The sequence below is a fragment of the Sphingobacterium sp. UBA6645 genome (assembly GCF_002455685.1).
GTDB classification, from domain to species: Bacteria; Bacteroidota; Bacteroidia; order Sphingobacteriales; family Sphingobacteriaceae; genus Sphingobacterium; species Sphingobacterium hotanense.
Genome location: NZ_DKLH01000065.1, coordinates 1 through 22,196, shown reverse-complemented (window position 1 = coordinate 22,196; position 22,196 = coordinate 1). Strand labels below are relative to the sequence as shown.

17 protein-coding genes and 1 other RNA gene are annotated in these 22,196 nt (G+C 41.7%); 8 read left to right on the top strand and 10 right to left on the bottom strand.

Annotated elements, in window-relative coordinates:
* Positions 1-107: 107 nt before the first annotated feature.
* Positions 108-1,490, bottom strand: coding sequence for a sigma-54-dependent transcriptional regulator (locus B2400_RS12425; protein WP_293933781.1), 1,383 nt, complete (start codon positions 1,488-1,490; stop codon positions 108-110).
* 45 nt (positions 1,491-1,535) lie between these two features.
* An RNA gene (gene rnpB, locus B2400_RS12420) (RNase P RNA component class A) lies at positions 1,536-1,909 on the bottom strand.
* Positions 1,910-2,106: 197 nt separating this feature from the next.
* Here rnpB and B2400_RS12415 point away from each other — a divergent pair.
* Positions 2,107-2,529, top strand: coding sequence for a hypothetical protein (locus B2400_RS12415; RefSeq protein WP_293933778.1), 423 nt, complete (start codon positions 2,107-2,109; stop codon positions 2,527-2,529).
* A gap of 91 nt (positions 2,530-2,620) precedes the next feature.
* Here B2400_RS12415 and B2400_RS12410 read toward each other — a convergent pair whose 3' ends face one another.
* Genes B2400_RS12410 through argS form a run of 3 tightly spaced genes read right to left on the bottom strand, consistent with a single transcriptional unit; the run spans position 2,621 to position 6,677 of the window.
* A complete protein-coding gene (locus B2400_RS12410) occupies positions 2,621-3,817 on the bottom strand; it encodes an NAD(P)/FAD-dependent oxidoreductase (RefSeq protein ID WP_293933775.1) in 1,197 nt (398 codons plus the stop codon).
* Entirely contained in the window at positions 3,817-4,890 is a 1,074-nt protein-coding gene (locus tag B2400_RS12405; RefSeq protein ID WP_293933773.1) for a Gfo/Idh/MocA family oxidoreductase, read from the bottom strand. Before B2400_RS12405 ends, B2400_RS12410 begins: the two co-directional genes overlap by 1 nt.
* 2 nt (positions 4,891-4,892) lie before the next feature.
* Complete coding sequence (argS, locus tag B2400_RS12400) at positions 4,893-6,677, bottom strand: arginine--tRNA ligase (RefSeq protein ID WP_293933771.1); 1,785 nt, start codon at positions 6,675-6,677, stop codon at positions 4,893-4,895.
* 110 nt (positions 6,678-6,787) lie between these two features.
* On the opposite strand from argS, the gene B2400_RS12395 reads away from it, so the two are divergent.
* Positions 6,788-8,179, top strand: a complete 1,392-nt coding sequence (locus B2400_RS12395; protein WP_260040680.1) for an arginine decarboxylase — start codon at positions 6,788-6,790, stop codon at positions 8,177-8,179.
* A gap of 371 nt (positions 8,180-8,550) precedes the next feature.
* Here the strand turns inward: B2400_RS12395 and B2400_RS12390 are convergent, their stop codons facing one another.
* Positions 8,551-8,790 carry a hypothetical protein gene (locus tag B2400_RS12390; protein WP_293933769.1) on the bottom strand — a complete coding sequence of 80 codons (240 nt, stop codon included), beginning with the start codon at positions 8,788-8,790 and terminating at the stop codon, positions 8,551-8,553.
* 202 nt (positions 8,791-8,992) lie between these two features.
* Between B2400_RS12390 and B2400_RS12385 the strand changes: the two genes are divergently transcribed.
* Complete coding sequence (locus B2400_RS12385; RefSeq protein ID WP_293933767.1) at positions 8,993-10,108, top strand: MBL fold metallo-hydrolase; 1,116 nt, start codon at positions 8,993-8,995, stop codon at positions 10,106-10,108.
* Positions 10,109-10,225: 117 nt separating this feature from the next.
* On the opposite strand, the gene B2400_RS12380 is transcribed toward B2400_RS12385, so the two are convergent.
* Entirely contained in the window at positions 10,226-10,687 is a 462-nt protein-coding gene (locus B2400_RS12380) for a hypothetical protein (RefSeq protein WP_293933765.1), read from the bottom strand.
* A 120-nt stretch (positions 10,688-10,807) separates the two neighbouring features.
* Between B2400_RS12380 and B2400_RS12375 the strand changes: the two genes are divergently transcribed.
* Together B2400_RS12375 and B2400_RS12370 are read left to right on the top strand one after the other, a co-directional pair.
* On the top strand, positions 10,808-12,832 hold the full coding sequence (locus tag B2400_RS12375) for a M3 family metallopeptidase (protein WP_293933763.1): 2,025 nt from the start codon (positions 10,808-10,810) through the stop codon (positions 12,830-12,832).
* Between the two features lie 25 nt (positions 12,833-12,857).
* Positions 12,858-13,379 (top strand): helix-turn-helix domain-containing protein, encoded by a 522-nt coding sequence (locus B2400_RS12370; protein ID WP_293933760.1) that lies wholly within the window; start codon positions 12,858-12,860, stop codon positions 13,377-13,379.
* A gap of 174 nt (positions 13,380-13,553) precedes the next feature.
* On the opposite strand, the gene B2400_RS12365 is transcribed toward B2400_RS12370, so the two are convergent.
* A complete protein-coding gene (locus B2400_RS12365) occupies positions 13,554-14,222 on the bottom strand; it encodes a tetratricopeptide repeat protein (RefSeq protein WP_149526614.1) in 669 nt (222 codons plus the stop codon).
* 314 nt (positions 14,223-14,536) lie between these two features.
* Here B2400_RS12365 and lon point away from each other — a divergent pair, with 314 nt between their 5' ends.
* From lon to rnhA, 3 genes are all read left to right on the top strand, one after another.
* Entirely contained in the window at positions 14,537-17,002 is a 2,466-nt protein-coding gene (gene lon, locus B2400_RS12360) for an endopeptidase La (RefSeq protein ID WP_260040695.1), read from the top strand.
* A 92-nt stretch (positions 17,003-17,094) separates the two neighbouring features.
* Complete coding sequence (locus B2400_RS12355; RefSeq protein ID WP_149526616.1) at positions 17,095-17,640, top strand: FUSC family protein; 546 nt, start codon at positions 17,095-17,097, stop codon at positions 17,638-17,640.
* Between the two features lie 15 nt (positions 17,641-17,655).
* Positions 17,656-18,162 (top strand): ribonuclease HI, encoded by a 507-nt coding sequence (gene rnhA / locus B2400_RS12350; protein WP_149526617.1) that lies wholly within the window; start codon positions 17,656-17,658, stop codon positions 18,160-18,162.
* Positions 18,163-18,165: 3 nt separating this feature from the next.
* Here the strand turns inward: rnhA and B2400_RS12345 are convergent, their stop codons facing one another.
* Both B2400_RS12345 and B2400_RS12340 read right to left on the bottom strand, forming a co-directional pair.
* Positions 18,166-19,674 carry an NAD(P)H-hydrate dehydratase gene (locus B2400_RS12345; RefSeq protein WP_293933753.1) on the bottom strand — a complete coding sequence of 503 codons (1,509 nt, stop codon included), beginning with the start codon at positions 19,672-19,674 and terminating at the stop codon, positions 18,166-18,168.
* Positions 19,675-19,737: 63 nt separating this feature from the next.
* A complete protein-coding gene (locus tag B2400_RS12340) occupies positions 19,738-22,005 on the bottom strand; it encodes an alpha/beta hydrolase family protein (protein WP_293933751.1) in 2,268 nt (755 codons plus the stop codon).
* Positions 22,006-22,196: the final 191 nt, after the last annotated feature.

The window sequence follows — 22,196 nt, the reverse complement described above, 5'->3', positions numbered from 1 at the left end:
GTCGTGATCTTTATGCTCTACCGAAAACAAAAGAGAAAAGTCAACGACTAGGAAATATAAGTTAACAACAAAGGCCTCGCAATGCGAGGCCTTTGTTGTTTTATGTTCTAATCTCTTTTTAGACCGAACTTCTCAATCTTGCTATACAAGTGACTACGTTGTATATCGAGATCATCTGCTGTCTTGGAGACATTCCAATTGTTCTTCTCCAATTTATATTTAATGAACTCGCATTCCGAGAAATCTTTAAAATCTTGAAAAGAAGTGAATTGCTCGAAATCAAAACCTTCGTTTGCATCAGAAGAGCCATTAGACTTTGGTGCTTGCGACACGCTCTCTGGATTAGCAAACATACGAACGTCATTCTCCGTAATCTTCTTATCACATAGAATAATAAGACGCTCGATCATATTGCGAAGCTCGCGGATGTTACCTGTCCATGGTAAAGCTTGCAGTGCTTTCATCCCATCTGGAGTAATGGTCTTCACTGGCATGCTGTATTCTGCACATATCTCTTCGCAAAATGCTGTTGCTAATGTTGGGATATCATCTTTACGCTCTGTCAATGAAGGTACATGAATTAGGATCACGCTCAAGCGGTGGTACAAGTCCATACGGAAGTTTCCGTCCTCAATTTCTTGAAGTAGATTCTTATTGGTCGCCGCGATGACACGCACATTAACATCTATCTCCTTCTCACCTCCTACGCGTGTGATCTTATTCTCCTGCAATGCGCGCAGTACTTTAGCTTGTGCAGAAAGGCTCATATCGCCGATCTCATCTAAGAATAGAGTTCCGCCGTTCGCTTGCTCGAACTTACCGATACGTTGCTTCACGGCTGAAGTAAATGATCCCTTCTCATGTCCAAACAATTCAGATTCGATCAATTCTGAAGGAATAGCCGCACAGTTAACCTCGATAAGAGGCGACGCCGCACGCATAGACTTCTCATGCAACCAACGAGCCACAAGTTCCTTACCAGCACCATTGGCACCCGTAATCAAAACTCTTGCTTCCGTAGGAGCTACTTTATCAATCGTGTCTTTAATCAAGCTAATGCCTGAAGAACTACCTAGAATTTCTTTTGTTTTGGAGAACTTACGCTTCAAAACTTTGGTTTCCTTTACTAGGGAACCCTTTTCTAGCGCATTTCGAACGGTTATTAAGAGACGATTAAGGTCTAAGGGCTTTTCAAGGAAGTCAAAGGCACCTTTACGCGCTGCCTCAACAGCAGTTTCGATTGTACCATGACCGGAAACCATAATAAACGGAACGTCGGAGAATTCCTTCGCGGTGCTCAACACCTCCATACCGTCCATCTTGTTCATCTTGATATCACAAAGAACAAGGTCAATTTTTTCCTTTTTTAATATTTTGAGTCCATCTTCTCCGTTGTCGACATCCAACACTTTATAATCTTCGTATTCTAAGATATCACGTAAGGAACTACGTATCGGACGTTCATCATCGATGATTAAAACTGTGGTCATATTATCTCTTTCAAGTTTATCGGTAAAAATTAAACATTAATTAAAATAGAAGCAAACTTTATAAGCCGGGTTCTGTATCCATTGCTGGATTTCTATCATTTATCTAGGCTTGCATTCACACACAAGCTCAATCAACCTACCCATTACGAGTACCCGAAGGTAGAAAACGAGCAGCCTTCTAATCTCGCAACCTATTTGGTCTTTCAACACACGAGGTTTACCGTAGTGCATGTCGCCATACAATACCGTGAGCTCTTACCTCACGTTTTCACCCTTACCCCTTGCGAGGCGGTATATTTTCTGTGGCACTTGCTGTCTATTGTGAAATAGCCTTCCCGTTAGGAAGCGTGTTGCTCTTTGTTGCCCGGACTTTCCTCTGTCCTGCTTTTATACAGAACAGCGATAGAACCAGTTTGCTTCAATATGCAAAAGTAGGAAAAATATGCATACAAAGGTTTATTTAGATTTTCGAGACAATAAAGCTCAATAAGAAAAATAGTTGAAAAATATTTTCATTATCTGTAGCGGTAGGATTACAAATATCGTATTACTACAAAACATTAGTCGACGATTGTTTTATTTAATTATTAGTACTTTAACTTATCGTTATCATTTTATGAAAAAACTATTATCATTCACAAGCGGATTAACCATTGCAACTTTAGCAGCGGTGGTATTCATGTCGTCATGCAAGGACGATAAAAAGAAAAACCCTACTCCACAGCCTAAATACCCAATGGAGGCAAACATCAGTTACAGGGTTGTGTCAGTTACTGGCAATGATGCAAAGTTGACTAGTGTGCATTATTTAGGAGAGAAAGCCGAGTTGGAACAGAAAGAGTATAAAATTGCCACAGAAATCAAAGCAAAAAGAAAGATTACTAAAAAAGGAGAAAAAATTCACATCCGTGCTAAAGTAGACAAACCAGCAACGGTAAAATTGGAAATCAAAGTGAACAGCAATGCTGCCATCACAAAAGACTTCGTAATCAAGGATGCTGCGAAAGACGAAGCTAAACTAGAATATACATTTAATTAATAAACGTTATTTGAGCAAACCTTAAAACAACTTTTGACCCTGAGAATAGCTGTACGAATGTGCAGCTATTTTTTTATGCTGTAATTGGAGATTACAAGTCCTGCGCAATTGCATAGCCAGCGGCCCATGCCCATTGAAAGTTATAGCCACCTAACCAGCCCGTAATATCTACCGCCTCTCCTCCGAAATATAAGCCAGATACCTTCTTAGATTCAAGCGTCTTCGTATGGAGCTCTTCCGTAGAAACACCACCGCGCATTACCTCCGCTTTGTCGTAACCCTTGTCGCCGGCAGGTTTTACTTTAAACTTATGGATGGTATCTACGATCAGCTTAGCGTCCGCTTTCCCTAAGGAAGCTATCTTCACACCGATTGGCAGGTATTTTCCTAAAGCCTCTACCATTTTCTTGCTAAAATAATCGTTAAGCAATTGGCCTACCGTTCGCTTTCCACCAAAGTTGCGCTCCTCCTTAATCAATGCCTCAAGGCTAAACTTGGGCAATAGATCAACAGTAAATTGGTCGCCAGGCTTCCAATAAGAAGAAATCTGAAGTATCGCCGGACCACTCAATCCCCAATGAGTAAATAGAATATTTTCCTCAAAGCTGATTAAGTCGTTGTAAACTTTCGCAAAAACTGAATTACCAGCCAAAGAAGCATACCATTCCGCATCTTTTCCTGTAATGGTCAAAGGCACTAAAGCAGGAGCAGTTGCCACAACCCGCATTCCAAATTGCTTAGCAACACGAAGCGCGAAGTCTGATGCCCCCAATTTAGCGACCGGAAGACCTCCGGAAGCCATTACTAATTTTTTAGCGCGTAAAGTTTGGCTCTTCCCCTCTTTTACGATCTGCAATTCGAAGCCTGTATCGATCCTATCAACCTGCTTCACCTCTGTATTCAACCAGATATCCTGCCCCGTATCATACATTAGCTTCGTGAAAGTAGCTACAATATCTTTGGCCTTGTTGGATACTGGAAAAAGCTGACCCAAGGTCTTCTCCTGCCCTTTGATATCACCAAATTGCTCGAAGAAATTAACTGTATCATCAACGGTCCATTGAGAGAACACCGCATTCAAGAACTTCGGATTCTCCGAAACGAAATTATCTACGGATGTATAGAGATTGGTATAATTACAGCGACCGCCACCCGATATCAAAATCTTTGCTCCCGGCTTATCATTGCGCTCAATCAGCAGCGTCTTTTTACCCAAAAGACCTGCTTGCGCTGCACACATAAGTCCGCACGCTCCTGCTCCGATAATGATGGCGTCGTAAGAATTCATTAGGATATTAATTCGCCTTCTAAGGAAACGACACGTTGTTCTTTCCAAGACTGCTCCGCAAGCTCTAAAATACGGATCACATCTCTTGCTTGTTCGGGTGTAATGAACAAAGCTTCCTCCCCACGAATTGCAGCAACGATATTTTTATAAAAATCTTCACCTGATCCTATTTCACTGACGATACGCTCATTCACATCCTTGCCATCTTCTAAAATCGCAAGCGTGCCTTGGATTTCCTCAGGCTCCTTCCCCCAATCCGCATGCTGATGTGGCATAACACCCTCACGCAATAAAGCCTCCTGCGGATCGACACCCCACTTCACGAAACAACCGTTGGTGCCATAAACCGCGATACGCGCTGTTGGAAGTTTAGCAAGCATTTGTCCCTTCAGAGAAACCTTCGTTTCACGAAAAGATAAAATAAACTCGAAATCATCGATAGCTTTTGCGCCATCGCGTTGCACACGAAGGTCCGCATAGATCGATAAAGGTTTGCCAAATAATTGTAGCGCCTGATCAATCAGATGCGCTCCTAAATCATAGTGGATACCCGACCCCGGAAGGTTCTCTTCTCGCCAAGCTCCAGGACGTAAGAAATTACGAAAGCGGTCGAAACGCGCTTCGTAATTCACGACACGGCCCAGTCTTCCTGAAGCCAACACCTTTTTAACAGTCTTAAAATCCGAATGATAACGAGCGTTATGATGAACAGACAAAAGCAGACCTTTGTTCTTCGCAAGCGCGATCAACTCATCTGCTTCAACCGAATAATTTGTAAAAGGTTTCTCAACCACCACATGCTTTCCAGCCTCCAAAGCCTGCTTGGCAAGGCTAAAATGCACATCATTAGATGTTGCTACCACGACGATATCAACCGCCGGATCATTGATAATATCATCAGCAGACTGCACAGCAAGTGCCTCAGGATATCGCTCCGCAAGCATTTGCTGCTGCTCAGGCTTCCGTGCCGTCACCTTATATAAATTCAAATCCGCGTTCCCTTCAATAAAAGGCGCATGAAATACATGTCCCCCGATGGAGAACCCAATTAATCCAACGTTTAGTTTAGTCATGATTACATTCTTTCAGGAACCTGAATTCCTAATAGTTTCATAGATCCCGAGATTACCTTCGCCGCAGCTGCCGATAGGTGTAAGCGGAACTGCTTCACATCTTCCTGCTCTGCCTTTAAGATATTCTCTTCGTGATAGAATTTGTTGTATAATTTCGCTAGCTCGTACGCGTAATTCGCAATCTGCGCAGGACTGAATTCCTTTGCTGCCAATGCAATTACCTCCGGATAGCCGGCAATCGCCTGTATCAAATCGCGCTCAAAAGCGGATATCGAAGCAGGAACCACTTTCGCGGCATCAGCTTGATATGCTGCCTTGCGCAACACCGACTTGATACGTGCATGCGTGTATTGTATAAAAGGACCAGTATGCCCTTGGAAATCTACAGACTCATTTGGGTTGAACAACAGACGCTTTTTAGGGTCTACTTTCAACAAGAAATATTTCAATGCGCCCATACCAAGCGTGTTGTAAAGTGCAGCCTTCTCATCCTCTTCCAATCCTTCGGTCTTGCCTAACTCCTCCGTACGCTGTTGGGCTGTATCTAGCATTTCTTGCATCAAATCGTCCGCATCAACTACAGTCCCTTCTCTTGATTTCATTTTACCGTGCGGAAGATCGACCATACCATAAGAAAGATGGAATAATCCCTGCGCCCAATCTTTACCCAGCTTTTTCAAGATCGCAAATAAAACCTTGAAATGATAGTCTTGCTCATTCCCAACGACATAAATTGACTCGTCCATATTGAACTCATCATACTTTAATTGAGCCGTCCCCAAATCTTGCGTAATGTATACCGAAGTACCGTCTCCACGCAACACCAGTTTCTGATCCAAGCCCTCATCTGTCAAGTCGATCCAAATTGAGTTGTCTTCCTTCTTAAAGAAAATACCCTTATCAAGCCCTTCCTGAATAATATCTTTTCCTAATAAATAGGTATCTGATTCGTAGTAGAATTTATCGAAATCAACGCCCAGCTGCTTGTAGGTTTTGTCAAAACCTGTATAAACCCAGCTGTTCATGGTCTTCCATAAAGAAATCACTTCCTCGTCGCCCGCTTCCCACTGCTGCAACATCGCCTGCGCTTCTTTGATCAACGGCGCATTTTTCTTCGCGTCATCTTCAGATTGACCTGCAGCCTTCAGCTCATCAATTTCTTTCTTGTATTCCTTATCGAAGATTACATAGTATTTACCAACTAAGTGGTCACCCTTCATCCCTGTGGACTCTGGAGTTTGTCCTTCGCCAAACTTTTGCCATGCCAACATCGATTTACAGATGTGTATACCACGATCGTTTACCAAATTTGCTTTGATCACATCATAGCCCGCAGCGCCAAGAATCTCGGCAACAGAAAATCCTAATAAGTTATTGCGGATATGTCCTAAGTGTAGTGGCTTATTTGTATTTGGCGATGAATATTCGACCATTACCTTTTTGCCATTCTTAGGCAATACGGCAAAGTTATCCGACAAAATCGTATCGTTCAGCAAGTTCACCCAATAAGCATCGGAAAAACTTAAATTCAAGAAGCCTTTGATGACGTTGAAAGCTGTAATATCTGAGATCTGTCGCTGTAAATACTCACCAATTTCAGTACCTGTTACCTCAGGTGATTTCTTCGAAAAACGAGTAACCGGGAATACAACGATTGTAATCTGTCCTTCGAACTCTTTCCTCGTCTCTTGCAAGCTAATCTGCTGAGCAGGAATTTCGGAACCATAAAGTGCACTTACTGCTTCAACTGTCTTCTCAATAAGCAGTTCTTGAATTGAATTTGCCATGTAAATATTTCGTAATATTCTTAACGTTCTGATAATGAATTCAAAAAATAACTGCAATAATATTTATGTATTCATTATGAAAGTATATCTTTGCCAAAAATAAGAAAATAATGCAGAGCTATCAGGAATTTCTTGACTTAAGTGTTGGTTTTCCGCAAGACGGATTCGATATTATCGATGACGAATTGTACTTCCACGATTTGAATTTGATGGAAATGATAGAAACGTACGGTACGCCGCTACGTTTTACTTATCTCCCGATTATTAGTAAAAAGATACAACAGGCCAAGATATTGTTTCAAACAGCGATGTTGAAATACAACTATCGCGGTACCTATAAGTATTGTTATTGCACCAAGTCATCCCACTTCAAACATATTGTTGAAGAAGCCCTAAAAAACGATATTCACTTAGAAACATCGTCGGCCTTCGATATGCCTATGATTGATGCTTTGGAGCGACAAGGTAAAGTAACCAAGGACATTACAGTAATCTGTAACGGCTTTAAAACCTTCCAATACAAGCAATATATCGTCGATATGTTACATGATGGATTCCACAATATTATCCCTGTTTTGGATAATAAAGAAGAGTTCAATATGTATGATGACGAGATTGAATTATCCGAACCTTGTAACTTGGGAATTCGTATCGCTGCAGAGGAACAACCAGACTCGCAATTCTATACATCCCGTTTGGGAATCCGTATGGAAGACGTCATTGATTTCTACAACAGCAAGATCTCTGAAAACCCGAATTTTAGAGTGAAATTACTTCACTTCTTTATCAATTCAGGTATCTCGGACACGCCATATTACTGGAATGAGCTTGAAAAGTATGTTACATTGTACTGTAAATTCAAAAAAATCAATCCAGAATTAGATACGCTAGATATTGGTGGCGGTATGCCGTTCAAAGACTCGCTAGTACACGACTTCGACTATGAGTACATGGTGAATGAAATCGTGAACCGTATCAAGCAAATCTGTGCACACCACGAAGTCGTAGAACCAGATATTATTACCGAATTCGGTAAATATACAGTAGCTGAAGCTTCTGGAATCCTGTATAAAGTTCTAGGCCGTAAACAACAGAACGACCGTGAAAAATGGTTAATGTTAGACGGTTCTTTCATCACGAACTTACCTGACGTTTGGGCCTTGAATCAAAAGTATATCTTATTGCCAATCAATAACTGGGATTCGGAATACGAGCGTGTGAACCTTGGTGGAATTACCTGCGATGGTCAAGACTATTATAACCAAGAGGCTCATATGAACTCGGTATTTATGCCGAAAACAAGAAAAGTGCAATACTTAGGGTTCTTCCATACCGGAGCTTACCAAGAAGTATTGAGCGGATATGGCGGTATTCACCACTGTCTGCTTCCTTCACCTAAACATGTTTTAGTGCGCAGAAATCGCGACGAAACATTCAACTACGAGGTATTCGGCGAAGAACAGAACTCAAAACAAGTAATGAAACTATTGGGATATCAATAAGTTAGATATAAGACATTAGATTTTAGATATAAGACCTGCATAAACGCAGGTCTTTTGTTTTGAACCAGGAAAGGAAGGATAAAAGGAAAAACAGGATCCTGCTCATCTTTTCATCCTTCCTTTCCTGGTTCAGACAAGATGTTAGATATCAGACATTAGATTTTAGACACGATCCTGCCAATCCTTTTACCCTCTCTTTCTTGGGGCAAAGATAAACAGTCTCATATCTAATGTCTCACATCTTATATCTAACTACTACTACTCAAACCCTATTCAAACCCAATGTAAACCCAATACAAACCCCAATCATAACCCTTTCGAAAGGGCTATGATTGGGGTTTGATTGAATTAATAAAAGCTTGTAAATAGTACTATACTTGAATAATGTGGGATACGTCTGATTTTATATCGTTAGGGAGCATATTAAATATCTCCATCTTAACCTGCACTTCCCTTACTTCCTTATCCGTTACCGAAGGAAAAACCAAAATATTTATCAAGCTTCCGCCCAACCATCGACCTTCCCTATCCAGATAAGTTCGATACTTCCCATCCAATCTTTTGAAACATTCCAGGATGACGGATGACTCATCATTATTAATTAAACTCATGAGATTTATTGCTGTTTGTTTACGCAAAGATAGACAGTGTATATTAACGGGATATTAAATATGGAAAGAGCTATTTTCTTTATAATTACAAATATAGACTTCGCTCAGTAGCGGATATTTTCAGGTGAAAGTAAAATGTTAATGATTATTTCCAATAACCTAAAAAAGAAGCCTACAATGTTCTATCTTGCGCCGCACTAATATGAAAAAGATTCTTAAATACATGCTTTACATACTCTTAACCATTATCATCATGGTTGTTATACTGATCTTCTTATTGGGTAGATCTGACAATATCGGCGCATTAGCGTCGGGCGAACGCCTGCATCGCATGGAATCGCTAAAGACTTTTAAAGAAGGAGTTTTTGATAACATTGAGGTTACGCCGGCAATCAAAGAAGGTGTATCGCAAGTGACCATGCTGCGCAAATTCTTCTTTGGCAAGGATAAGCGGAATGTACCGTCTACAGCCCTGCCGGTTATCCAAACCGACCTAAAAAACATACCGCTCGATCAGGACGTGTATGTCTGGTTTGGCCACTCCTCCTACTTTCTGCAGATTGATGGGAAGCGTATCCTCGTCGATCCTGTTTTTAGCAAGCATGCATCGCCGGTACCATTTGGAGTCAAAGCATTCGATATGACATACACCTATACGATCGAGGATATGCCGGATGTTGACGTGCTGGTCATCACCCATGATCACTTTGACCACTTAGATTACGCTACGCTGAAGAAATATCAGGGCAAAGCCAAGCAGATCATTACAAGTATCGGCGTTGGAGCGCACCTCGAAAAATGGGGCTATCCTACTGAAAAAATACACGAGCTTTACTGGGGCGAATCCGAAACAATTGACTCGCTTACTTTCACCGCCAACGTTGCCAGACACTTCTCGGGCAGATGGTTCAAGCGCAATACAAGTCTGTGGTCGTCCTTCGTGTTGAATACTTCGAAATACAATATCTTTATCGGTGGAGATAGCGGCTATGGGAAACACTTTAAAGAAATAGGTGAACAGTACGGTCCTTTTGATTTTACGATTATTGAAAACGGGCAATACAATGATATGTGGCATTATATCCACCTAATGCCTGAGGAAGCGGTTACCGCAGCGAAGGAACTGCAAACAAAAACTTTAATTCCTGTTCATAACTCTAAATTCCCTTTGGCTAATCATGCTTGGGATGAACCCATGATCAGGATATCTGCAGAAGCGAAGAAACAAAATCAAGAATTGATAACCCCACAGATGGGGCAAGTTATTTTCCTCGATAAGCCCAACCAAACCCATCCTTGGTGGGAAGAAGTAAAATAGCGAATAAACCATAAAGAGCAGCCGGCAAGGGCTGCTCTTTATAGTATATTCGCTATTCTAATCAAGTGCTCTTCCTAATCACAATTAGATTTGGATAGACACTGATAAACTCGTCTTCTATTTTTTCTCCAATAGCATTCCGTGATCAAACTTCAGCTTACTGGTATCCAAAAAACGGAAACCGCCGTCGCGCTCTTCCACCTCGCCATATCCTTCTATTAATCCTTCGTTAGTCACATTAAAGATCATGTCGCGCACGGAGTTTACCCCCTCAGACATAAAGTAGTACTCGCCAATCAGTTGACCACCCTTCACATGCCCTTTGAAATCGCCTACGTTACGATCTTTTTCACCCAATGCGTAAAGCAATTGACCAAATACAGAGTCCTGCTTTGCATTTAGATCCAAACGAATCGTATCACCATTACCGACATATTCATAGGTCCCTGGAAGCGAATTTTTATCCACCTCTTCCACGGTCGTTGTATTATGAGTTTGTGTCGGATTTCCTGAATTACAAGCTTGTGCGGCTAACAACAACAAAGACATCGAAAGACAAGCCTTGAATTTTCTCTTCATAAGATTTTTTTTAATATTAATAACGGTAATAGTGTACGTAATGTTACCGTCAAAACTAATCAATTAAAATGTTTGTAAGCCATTAGCTATGTTAATTTGTTGTAACTTTATGCTATGAACATGCTAAAAATAACATTTAATACTCCCCACGATACAGCCCCGTTTTCTTCCATTAATCAAGCAGATTTTATACCTGCTTTCGATGAGGCCATTGCCGAAACGAGGGAAGAGATCGATCGACTGGTAGCAAATCCTGACACGGCAACTTTCGAAAACACGATCGCCGCATTAGCATTCTCAGGTATGCGCCTGGACCGTATTTCCAATATATTTTTCAACTTACACTCCGCAGAAACAAACGAGGAGCTTGATAAGATTGCGCAGGAAGTAGCTCCGAAGCTTTCTAAGCTGAGCAATGATATAACCTTAAACTTTGATCTGTTTGAAAGAATTAAGGCTATTTACGAGCACAAGGACAGCTTAAACCTAAACACAGAGCAGTTGATGCTGCTGGAGAAGAACTATAAAGATTTTGTTCGCAATGGAGCGTTGTTAGCTGAGGATAAGAAACAGCAATTGCGCGATATTGATGCCGAGCTATCTGTATTGAAGTTGAAATTCGGTGAACATGTATTAGCCGACACGAATGCTTATCAGATGCATTTGCTCGATCCTGCGGAACTTGCCGGCCTGCCGGAAGGTGCAGTTGAGGCAGCACAGGAATTGGCGAAGGAGCAAGGAAAAGAAGGCTGGATCATTACCTTGGATTACCCAAGCTACATCCCCTTCATGACCTATGCTGAAAATAGAGCAAGACGCGAAGAACTGGCTATTGCAGCCGGCAAAAAGGCATTCCAAGACAACGAGAACAACAACGAAGCGATTGTCTTGAGAATTGTTAACCTAAGACATCAGCGAGCGAACCTATTGGGCTACCCGAGCCACGCGCACTTTGTATTGGAAGAACGCATGGCGAAGGATCCTGAAACGGTCAAAGCATTTCTAAATGATCTTCTAGCGAAAGGAAAACCTGCCGCAGAGAAAGAGTTTGCAGAGCTCGCTGTTTTCGCCAAGGAGATTGATGGATTGGAACAATTGCAGAAATGGGACGGCGCCTATTATAGCGAGAAGTTGAAACAGCTGAAGTTCAACTTAGATGATGAAAAACTGAAACCTTACTTCAAGTTGGAAAATGTAATGCAGGGTGCTTTTGATATCGCAAACAAGCTCTATGGCATTCATTTCAAAGAAGTTGGCACCATAGATAAGTACCATCCTGATGTACAAACTTTTGAGGTCCGAGATAACCATGGCGGGTTAGTCGCTATATTTTATGCCGATTTCTTCCCTAGAAAGGGAAAACGCAATGGGGCATGGATGACATCTTTCAAGCCTCAATATATCAAGGACGGCGAAAACGAAAGACCTCATGTTTCTATCGTTTGTAACTTCACCAAACCTACTGCCACAAAACCATCGTTGTTGACATTCAACGAGGTGACAACCCTATTTCACGAGTTTGGACACGCCCTGCACGGGATGCTTGCAAACACCACTTATCCTACCCTTTCGGGAACCTCGGTTTATTGGGATTTTGTAGAGCTACCAAGCCAAGTGATGGAAAACTGGTGTTACGAAGAGGAAGCATTAGCGCTCTTTGCAAAACATTATGAGAGTGGCGCATCCCTCCCGATGGAATACGTTGAAAAGATTAAAGAGAGCGCAGCATTCTTGGAAGGCTTAGCGACTGTACGACAATTAAGCTTCGGATTACTGGATATGGCTTGGCATGGACAGGATCCTAGCAGCATACAGAGGGTTAAAGATTTTGAGCTTGCTGCCTTTGCGGATACAACAATCTATCCGGATGTCGCAGACAATGCCATGAGCCCGTCCTTCTCGCATATCTTTAACGGCGGATACTCATCCGGATATTACAGCTATAAATGGGCAGAAGTGCTAGACGCCGATGCATTCGAGTATTTCAAAGAGGAAGGAATCTTCAACACGGAAGTGGCTAAGAAATTTAAAGATAATATTTTATCTAAAGGCGGAACTGTTCATCCGATGGAATTGTATAAAGCATTCCGTGGCAAAGAGCCATCGGTAGACCCGTTGCTGAAACGCGCTGGATTGATCGCTTAATATGGCTATTGTTCGAATAAAAAATATGGTTTGTCCGCGCTGCGAGATGGCGGTAGAACAAATATTGCAAAGGCTAGACCTGCCCTTTCAGGAGGTTCGTATCGGCGAAGTGCAAACCTCGCGCGATTATGAGGAAGCAGAACTCGTTCAGCTTGACCAAGAACTACAAGCTATCGGTTTTGAGATTCTGAAAGACAGAAAAGAACAGCTTGTTGAAGATATAAAAATAGCCTTATTAGGCTTGGTAAACAGTGAGGACACGAATGTCCTAAAGACCTCACAATTCTTGATGGATCGTTTCAATATGGACTATGCTTACTTGAGCAATACGTTTTCTGAAATACAGGGTGAGAGTATCGAAAAGTATCTTATACATCTTAGAGTTGAAAAGGTGAAAGAGCTTCTGCATTACGACATGCCCTTATCGGAGATCGCTTTCAAACTGCAATACAGTAGCGTAGCACATTTAAGCACGCAATTCAAAAAGATTACCGGCAAAACGCCTTCAGAATTTAAGAAGTTATTAGAGGAAAGGCATAGAAGTTAAACAAGCCCTGATATATAATTCTTCCAAACTTCCATTAAAATACCAAAAGGGATAATAATTCTCGATGGCCCTTGAGAACAGACATTTCTAGAGAATAAGTTCCAAAAGCGAAAGGCAGAATTGAAATCAATTCTGCCTTTCTTATGTCTAATGTCTGATATCTAAAATCCAGACCTATTTCAAGTTATCACGATAAACTTTCGCTTTCTTAACTTCTGTTTGGATATCCTTACGCGAAGCGTCATAACTTAATACTTTTTCGTAATCTGTTACCGCTTTGTTGTAAGCTTCAGTAGCAGTTGTTTTGTTGTAGTTTGACGATGATTTAGTACCAGTTAAGATTCCTAAGTCACGGTAAGCGATTGCACGGTTTTGATATAATTTCGCATCATTCGCATTGATAGCGATTGCTTTTGTATAGTCAGCAATTGCAGATTTCAATAATGCTTCGCGCTCAGATTCTTTCAATTTCAATTCGCGGTTTACAGCGATATTGTTGTTTGCTTTTGCTTTGTAATAATAAGCATGTACATTTTTAGCATCTAAGCCGATAACTTTATTGAAAGAACCGATAGATTTCTTGTAATCACCATTTTGGAACTGCGAATAGCCCAATAAATACACTACGTCAGGATCTGTTCCGGAAGTTGGAAGTGCTTTCTCAAATTGCGCTGCAGCAGTTTTAAAATCTCCATCCAATAGTGCTTTCTCTCCCGCACGAACATTTGGGTCACTATGTTGCTTCTCTTGTGCTTGTACAGCTACTGTACTAAGTGCTAATGCTACTGCGGCTAATCCAATTTTTAAAGACTTCATCTGTGTATTGATTTTATTAATATTCATTTCTAATTGTTTTTCGTTGAGTGTTAGAACAGTCTACTACTGCATAGAGTAAAAATCTGTTAAATAGTTTAAGGCTACAATCAATAGTTATAAACATTTCCACATTTTACCATAATTGACTTACCTTTGCGCTAAATAACGCGCTGTCAATGAACGGCCATAACTGACGATTTAACAGTAATTACCCTTCATTAGCATAAATAATACCAAAAATTTAGCCTTGGCACTGCTGTTGCATTATAGTGATATAACTATAATAGGATATTTATCGCCGAACCGTCTGACAAGATGTCGGCAAAACGATATATGAAAATATGAGTAAATTCAACGCATTCAACTTTGACCAAACATTACCCATCATTAACGAGGAAACGGAATTCTTCCCCCTGTTGACTCAACAGGATGAGGAAGAAATGCGCAATGCCGAAATACCAGAGGTACTGCCTATTCTCCCCCTCCGCAATACCGTATTGTTTCCTGGTGTAGTGATTCCAATCACGGTGGGTAGGGATAAATCCATCAAGTTGATCAAAGATGCCTATAAAGGAGATCGCGCCATTGGTGTGGTATCTCAAAAAGATATGATCGTTGAAGATCCGACCTTCGAACAATTGCACAAAGTCGGAACTGTCGCACATATCATCAAAATCCTTCAGATGCCTGATGGTAATACCACGGTTATTATACAAGGTAAACAACGCTTCCGTCTACTGGAACTCGTGCAAACTGAACCGTATATGACGGCCAAGGTGGAGAAGTTTCCTGAAGATAAGCCAAAGACCAGTTCAAAACAATTTAAAGCGCTTATTGCTTCGGTAAAAGAACTCGCATTACAGATCATCCAATTATCACCCAACCTTCCGAGCGAAGCTGGAATTGCGATCAAGAATATCGAGAGCCCGACTTTCTTAGTGAATTTTATTGCTTCTAATCTTTCTTTAGAGTTGGAGGACAAACAAGACTTACTAGAAAACAAAGATTTCGTCAAACGTGCGAAACAACTCTTAGAGCACTTAACTACCGAAATTCAAATGCTGGAATTGAAGAATCAAATCCAGAACAAGGTTCGTGTAGATCTAGATAAACAGCAACGCGATTATTTCTTAAGCCAGCAGTTAAAGACTATTCAAGAGGAATTAGGCGGTAGCACCCCTGACTTAGAACTGGAAGAACTGAAGAAAAGAGGAAAAAACAAGAAGTGGCCAGAGGATGTTTCAAAGCATTTTGCAAAGGAACTGGAGAAGCTTGCGCGTATTAATCCTGCAGCGGCAGATTATTCGGTGCAGTTGAACTATCTGGAATTATTGCTTGATCTTCCATGGGCAGAATACACAAAAGATAACTTTGACCTAAAACGTGCCGAAAGGATATTAGACAAAGATCACTATGGTTTAGAAAAGGTAAAACAGCGTATCATAGAATACTTAGCGGTTCTTAAGCTAAAGAATGATATGAAAGCACCTATTCTATGCCTTGTCGGTCCTCCGGGGGTTGGTAAAACATCCCTAGGAAAGTCTATCGCAAGAGCCTTAGGACGAAAATACACACGTATGGCATTAGGTGGCGTAAGAGATGAAGCAGAGATTCGTGGTCACCGTAAGACATATATTGGCGCTATGCCGGGCCGCATTATACAGTCGTTAAAAAAGGCTGGCGCATCGAATCCGGTATTTGTACTAGACGAAATCGATAAAATTGGCTCTGACTTCAAAGGTGATCCTTCTTCAGCTTTATTGGAAGTTTTAGATCCAGAACAAAACACCAACTTCTATGACCACTATGTGGAAATGGAATACGATTTATCCAAGGTGATGTTTATCGCTACGGCAAACTCGCTGAACGGAATACAGCCGGCATTGTTAGACCGTATGGAGATTATCGAAGTAAATGGTTATACGATTGAGGAAAAGATTGAAATTGCTAAGAAGCACTTGTTGCCAAAGCAACGTGAAATGCATGGTATACAGGCTAAAGATATCAGCTTAAAGCCAAAGATGATTGAAAAAATCATCGAAGAATATACGAGAGAATCCGGCGTTCGCGGCTTAGAGAAGAAGATTGGGTCGGTAGTTCGTGGGGTTGCGACGCGCATTGTGATGGAAAAAGAATACAATCCGGCGCTTACGGCTTCGGATATCGAAGAGATCTTAGGCGCTCCTATCTTTGATAAGGACCTATACGAGAACAACGATATCGCGGGTGTTGTGACTGGTTTAGCATGGACTTCGGTAGGTGGGGATATCCTTTTCATCGAGTCGAGCTTAAGCCCTGGAAAAGGAAAGCTAAGCCTGACAGGTAACTTAGGTGATGTAATGAAAGAGTCCGCAGCAATTGCAATGGCGTATTTACGCTCGCATGCAGAGGAATTCGGAATTGACTATGCGGTATTCGACCAATGGGATGTCAATATCCACGTTCCGGCAGGTGCGACTCCAAAAGATGGCCCATCTGCAGGTATTACCATGCTGACAGCATTAGCATCCCTGTTTACCCAACGTAAGGTAAAAGAGAAGCTAGCGATGACTGGCGAGATTACTCTACGTGGAAAAGTACTTCCGGTAGGTGGAATCAAAGAAAAGATCCTGGCAGCAAAACGAGCGAACATTAAGGAAATCATCCTATGCAAAAGCAATCAGAAGGACATCCAGGAGATTAAAGAGGACTACGTAAAGGACTTGAAATTCCATTATGTGACTGACATGAAGGAAGTGGTTAAACTGGCCTTATTAGACAGCAAAGTTAAAAACGCTAAGAAGCTATTGCGCGAAGACGCAAAATAGTCTTGTCAGTTTAAAATAAAAAGGAAAAGCCATTCGATTAATCGGATGGCTTTTCCTTTTTATACTGGATAACAAGGTGTATTTTTGCACTGATGAGAGCAGCAACTGTTACAAAGCAAATAGTTCGAAAAATAGTTACATCCCCTTTATTAATTTACGTCATCCGGTGTCTACTTGGATTCTCCATTGGGTATTTACTGTATCACCGCTATCGTGAGTTTGAGATCTTTTGGGCTTTGCTCTCGATTATTTTGGTGATCTCACCAGAAGAAAAAGACTCCAAAAGACTTTCCATAGAACGCTTCAAATCCAACTTCATAGGCTCCAGTGTAGCGATGATTTGCGTTTGGGTACTTCCGGAATCCGTCTATTCTATCGTCGCGGGAATCGTACTAACGATTATCTGCTGTCGTGTCTTCAATATCATGAACATGGCACGCGTTGCAATTGTCGCTTTGCTCATTATCATGATCGAACCGCATCATACACAAATCGCCTATACCCCTATCTACCGCGCTGTTTCAACCGGCGTCGGATGTATCATCGGTCTGGCAATCGTTATTATCACCTCAGGCATAAAGCATTACCTCATGGAGAAGTACTTCGACGATTCAACTGCTCCTAATTCGGGAAATTAGCGTATTTTTGCAGTAATGATTGAACTTTATACCGACGGTGCTTCAAGTGGAAATCCAGGCCCTGGTGGCTATGGAACCATTTTACGAACTATCTATACAGGGTCAAATCCTGAATATCAAGGCAAGCTTATAGAAAAAGAATTCTCTGGAGGCTTTCGCAAGACGACGAACAACCGTATGGAACTACTCGCTGTAATCATCGGTTTAGAAGCTTTGAAAAGCATCAATCAACAGGTCACTATCTTTTCTGATTCCAAATACGTCATCGATGCGATCGACAAGAAATGGGTGTATGGCTGGATTCAAAAAGGATTTCAAGGCAAAAAGAATAAGGACCTATGGATGCGATTAATGTCCTTATACAAACTACATAAAGTAAAGTTGGTGTGGGTGAAAGGCCATGCGGGGCACCCTTTGAATGAGCGATGCGATCAACTGGCTGTAAAAGCTTCCAAAGACAAAGCCAATTGGAAGATAGACTCGGTATTTGAAGTCGAGATGCAAAAAGGAATGGACATCTAAACCTTAGCTGTCTAACAAATTCTGGAAAGCCTTTGCTAGATAATCGATGATGTCCGAGGCAATTAGACTCGCTTCCCCTGTATCTTTTACGGCGAGATCTCCAGCAAGACCATGCAAATAAATCCCTAGTACTGCGGCATTCTTTGCCGATAGTCCCTGTGCGCGTAAGCTGGTCAAGATTCCTGTTAAGACGTCGCCACTCCCGCCTGTCGCCATCCCCGGGTTCCCCGTGGAATTGAAATACAAGTTTCCATCCGGACATACCAATACCGAATTCGCACCTTTAATAATCAGATAAACCTGATGCTCGGCAGCAAAAAACTTCGCCTTCGAAAGCTTTTCATAATCATTATCCCAAGCCCCAATCAATCGACTCAATTCTTTCGGATGAGGAGATAAAATAGTCTCCGCAGGCAATGCTTGCAAAAGGCTTTGCTGCTGTGAAAGAGTATTCAGGGCATCGGCATCCAATACTAGTCTGGCATCCTCCGCCAATGATTGCAGATAGATCGCAAAACCTCGAATCGTTAACTCATCCGTGCCCATCCCTACGCCCATTCCGATTGCGGTCAGGTCTGTTGGAAAATTAAAATCTCGCAAAGCCAATTCAGCTGTGTCAGCAAAGACCATCGCTTCAGGAAAGGCAGTTTGCACGATAGTCGTCCCACAATGTGGTATGCCCACCGACACTAATCCGCAACCTGTTCTTAACGCTGCTTTCGAGGCCAAAAGCACCGCCCCCATCTTCCCATAACTCCCTCCAATCAAGAGCGCATGACCAAAAGTACCCTTATGGCTGAATTTCGACCGGACCGGCACAAGCGATCTGACGGAATCTGCCGTCAAATAATGCATGTTCGTTTCCTGTTCATCCATCGCGTCAGCATCCAAACCTATATCGAGAATACGGAAAGATTTCGAGAATTTTCCATATTCCGGAAGCAATAGATTTAATTTCGGAACCTGAAAGGTGTACACTTTACCAGCTTTTATTATGGGGCTATCCACGGCAATATGCGTTTCGCAAGACAAACCAGACGGCATATCCACCGAAATCCGAACTGCGCTTGCTGTATTAATCTGATCAATGATACTACGCCAATCAGAACTTAAAGCAGTATTCAGACCATAACCAAACAGGCAATCGAGAATCATAGAATCGCCCTCGAAGTGGATACGGTCTTCCAAACTGAACTTACGGATACGATTGTCCCCTAACTTCTCCTGATTTTTTAAATTATCTGGCGAGTACTGTTCTGCATCTATTAAATAAACCTCAACGGCCGCCCCCAGCGCCTTTAATAAGCCGGCGATAGCCAAACCGTCGCCACCATTATTCCCCTTCCCACAGAGGATATAAACCTGCTTTTCGAGCACATCCGGATAATCTTCCACAAGCGCCGCTACAACCGTAGCCGAAGCCCGTTGCATCAAATCCCAAGAACTTATCGCTTGTTTCGCTATGGTTTGCTCGTCAACATGTTTTAACTGAGAAGGATTTAGAATTTTCATAGGCATGGCGTTAAAAAGACAAAGCCCCTAAAATTAGGGGCTTTATCATTAATTAACAACAGTTTATTTTAAATGTTTACGGAAGAATCCCATCATTGCTTTATAGAATTCTATCTGATTTTCCTCTTTATGGAATCCATGTCCTTCATCGTATTTCACCATATAAGGTACATCCACTCCTTTGCTACGAAGCGCTTTCACAATCTGATCTGCCTCTGCAATCTTTACCCTAGGGTCATTTGCACCCTGAACAACGAATAAAGGTGCTTTAATTTTATCTACGTGGAATAGAGGCGATACTTCTTTAGCAATCGCTGCCTCATCTTCCTTGTCCGGATTATACCAAATTTGGTATAGCATCTCTTTGTATGGCTTCCAATACTCCGGAATAGAGTTCAACAACGTAAAGATATTCGATACCCCTACGTAGTCCACCCCTGCTTTATACAAGTCTGGAGTCTTAGTTAAGCCCCTCAATACCGCATAACCACCGTGGCTACCGCCATAGATTGCGATGTTGTCTTTATCTGCCCAACCCTGCTCGATTACGTATTGAATACCATCCTCCACATCATCCATTGCCTTACGACCTACTTGGTTAAATCCGGCGCGTAAAAACTCCTTACCATAACCACCCGAAATACGGAAGTTAACCTGTAATGTTGCATATCCGCGGCTCGCGAATAATTGCGTCTCCGGATTGAAACCCCAGCTATCACGAACCCCCTGAGGGCCGCCATGTGGGTTAACGATCAACGGTACACGCTTGCCCGCCAATGCTTCCTTCGGTAGTGTGATGTAACCATGAATGGTCAATCCATCGCGCGATTTGAAAGTTATAGGGCGCATTTCTGCCATATCCGCTTCTTTCAATTGTGGCATCAGATCGTACAACAAAGTCGTTTTGCCCGACTTCGCATCTAAGTGATAATAACGACCGTAAAGCTTATCGCTCTGCACCATCACTAAGTACTGATCTTCTTCATCGGTTTTTCCAACGATAGAATACTCGTATCCTGGGAACTCCTTACTGAATTTATCGTATAATTTCTTGAATGTAGCGCTTACCGGCTCAATCTCAACACGCTCGCCCTCAAAACCAACAAAGTCGATTTCCCAGTTGCGCTTGCGCGATAAGGAAAGGATAGTTGCATCGTAATCCTTGTTAGAATAGATCTCTTTTAGAATCTTCTTAGTTCCGAAATCATAAAGGATAATACGCGCCTTATCAGAATCCAGATTCGTTAATACATAAGCCTCATCTGGATTTTTTGATGCATAATTGAATGCTAAGATCGAGAAGGTGTCATCCCATTTACCCGTACCGAACAGCTCAAAGTCTGTCTTTCCCTTTGCTTTGTAGAAATATTGCGTATTGATTCCGTTATGCATTTTAGCGTATCCCCGCAAATTTCCCTCTTTATCGAAATCATAGGAAACAATAGCATTCTCCGGATCCGTATTAGTAAATAACTTCGTCATTTCGCCTGTGTGAATATTGACTTTGTAAGGTTCGAAAACCTGCTTATTGTCCTTATTCATCTGGATGATGATGAAATCTTTCTGCTCTTTCAACAAATTTAAAATGCCGGCTTGAACATCTGGAAATGATGTTAAGTCGATATTATTGCTACCGTCGATATTCACCGCATAAAGATGATAGTTCTCGTTTCCACCCTGATCCATCACATACACTAAACGTTCATCATTCACCCATCCCATTCCACGGATCAACTCGTCCTTCTCTTCTATCGCGCGAACTACCTTTCCTGTTGCTACTTCTTTAATCATCACGTGACGCTTGTTGTTAGCATCCTTCTCGCGATAAGAGATATACTTACCATTGGGAGATAATTGGAACTGCGAAGAATTAGGTTTCGCAAAATAATCTTCCACACGATATTTGAAATCGCCTTTATCTAATGCGATTAATTTCTCTAAATCTGCTTTTGATGATACTAGCGTCGTATCGCCAGGTTTGGAAACTTTGGTTTTACTAAGCTTTAATGGAAACTCCATTCCTGCTTGTTTGAATATCCCCTCGATCTGCTCTCCGTTCAGTTCGCCTTCATAAGAAAAACCCGCCTGCGCCATGGCTACAGTCAGCTTATTGTTTTCAAACTTGGTCTCGCTCATCGGAAGGCCGGAGGCACCTTGAGATGGGATATCTAATGTTGCTTTGTATGTTTCTCCTTCTTGGCTAATATGGAAGATTAAATCCATAGATGTTCCTTGAACATCTAAAGTTCCCTTCCAATCGCCGGTTATTTGGGCTTTGGCTGTTAACATGCTCAAAAGTACAAATACCATCGTAAAAATCTTTTGTTTCATAATTCAATCAATATTTCTCTATTAGTAGAAATAAAGCGGATTTCGTTACAACATTCTTTTATTTTTTTTGATGAAAAATGAAGGGATGGACTAAAACAGAAGAATTGTAAAGGAATGAAAGATATCATAACCCTTTATCAACCATTTCAAACCCAATTCAAACCCAATGTATAGCCGCTCCGGAGCGGCTA

Bases quoted from the DNA above. Each gene is read 5' to 3' on its own strand.
- B2400_RS12425 (WP_293933781.1), bottom strand. From the start codon at position 1,490: ATGACCACAGTTTTAATCATCGATGATGAACGTCCGATACGTAGTTCC.
- B2400_RS12415 (WP_293933778.1), top strand. From the start codon at position 2,107: ATGAAAAAACTATTATCATTCACAAGCGGATTAACCATTGCAACTTTA.
- B2400_RS12410 (WP_293933775.1), bottom strand. From the start codon at position 3,817: ATGAATTCTTACGACGCCATCATTATCGGAGCAGGAGCGTGCGGACTT.
- B2400_RS12405 (WP_293933773.1), bottom strand. From the start codon at position 4,890: ATGACTAAACTAAACGTTGGATTAATTGGGTTCTCCATCGGGGGACAT.
- argS (WP_293933771.1), bottom strand. From the start codon at position 6,677: ATGGCAAATTCAATTCAAGAACTGCTTATTGAGAAGACAGTTGAAGCA.
- B2400_RS12395 (WP_260040680.1), top strand. From the start codon at position 6,788: ATGCAGAGCTATCAGGAATTTCTTGACTTAAGTGTTGGTTTTCCGCAA.
- B2400_RS12390 (WP_293933769.1), bottom strand. From the start codon at position 8,790: ATGAGTTTAATTAATAATGATGAGTCATCCGTCATCCTGGAATGTTTC.
- B2400_RS12385 (WP_293933767.1), top strand. From the start codon at position 8,993: ATGAAAAAGATTCTTAAATACATGCTTTACATACTCTTAACCATTATC.
- B2400_RS12380 (WP_293933765.1), bottom strand. From the start codon at position 10,687: ATGAAGAGAAAATTCAAGGCTTGTCTTTCGATGTCTTTGTTGTTGTTA.
- B2400_RS12375 (WP_293933763.1), top strand. From the start codon at position 10,808: ATGCTAAAAATAACATTTAATACTCCCCACGATACAGCCCCGTTTTCT.
- B2400_RS12370 (WP_293933760.1), top strand. From the start codon at position 12,858: ATGGTTTGTCCGCGCTGCGAGATGGCGGTAGAACAAATATTGCAAAGG.
- B2400_RS12365 (WP_149526614.1), bottom strand. From the start codon at position 14,222: ATGAATATTAATAAAATCAATACACAGATGAAGTCTTTAAAAATTGGA.
- lon (WP_260040695.1), top strand. From the start codon at position 14,537: ATGAGTAAATTCAACGCATTCAACTTTGACCAAACATTACCCATCATT.
- B2400_RS12355 (WP_149526616.1), top strand. From the start codon at position 17,095: ATGAGAGCAGCAACTGTTACAAAGCAAATAGTTCGAAAAATAGTTACA.
- rnhA (WP_149526617.1), top strand. From the start codon at position 17,656: ATGATTGAACTTTATACCGACGGTGCTTCAAGTGGAAATCCAGGCCCT.
- B2400_RS12345 (WP_293933753.1), bottom strand. From the start codon at position 19,674: ATGAAAATTCTAAATCCTTCTCAGTTAAAACATGTTGACGAGCAAACC.
- B2400_RS12340 (WP_293933751.1), bottom strand. From the start codon at position 22,005: ATGAAACAAAAGATTTTTACGATGGTATTTGTACTTTTGAGCATGTTA.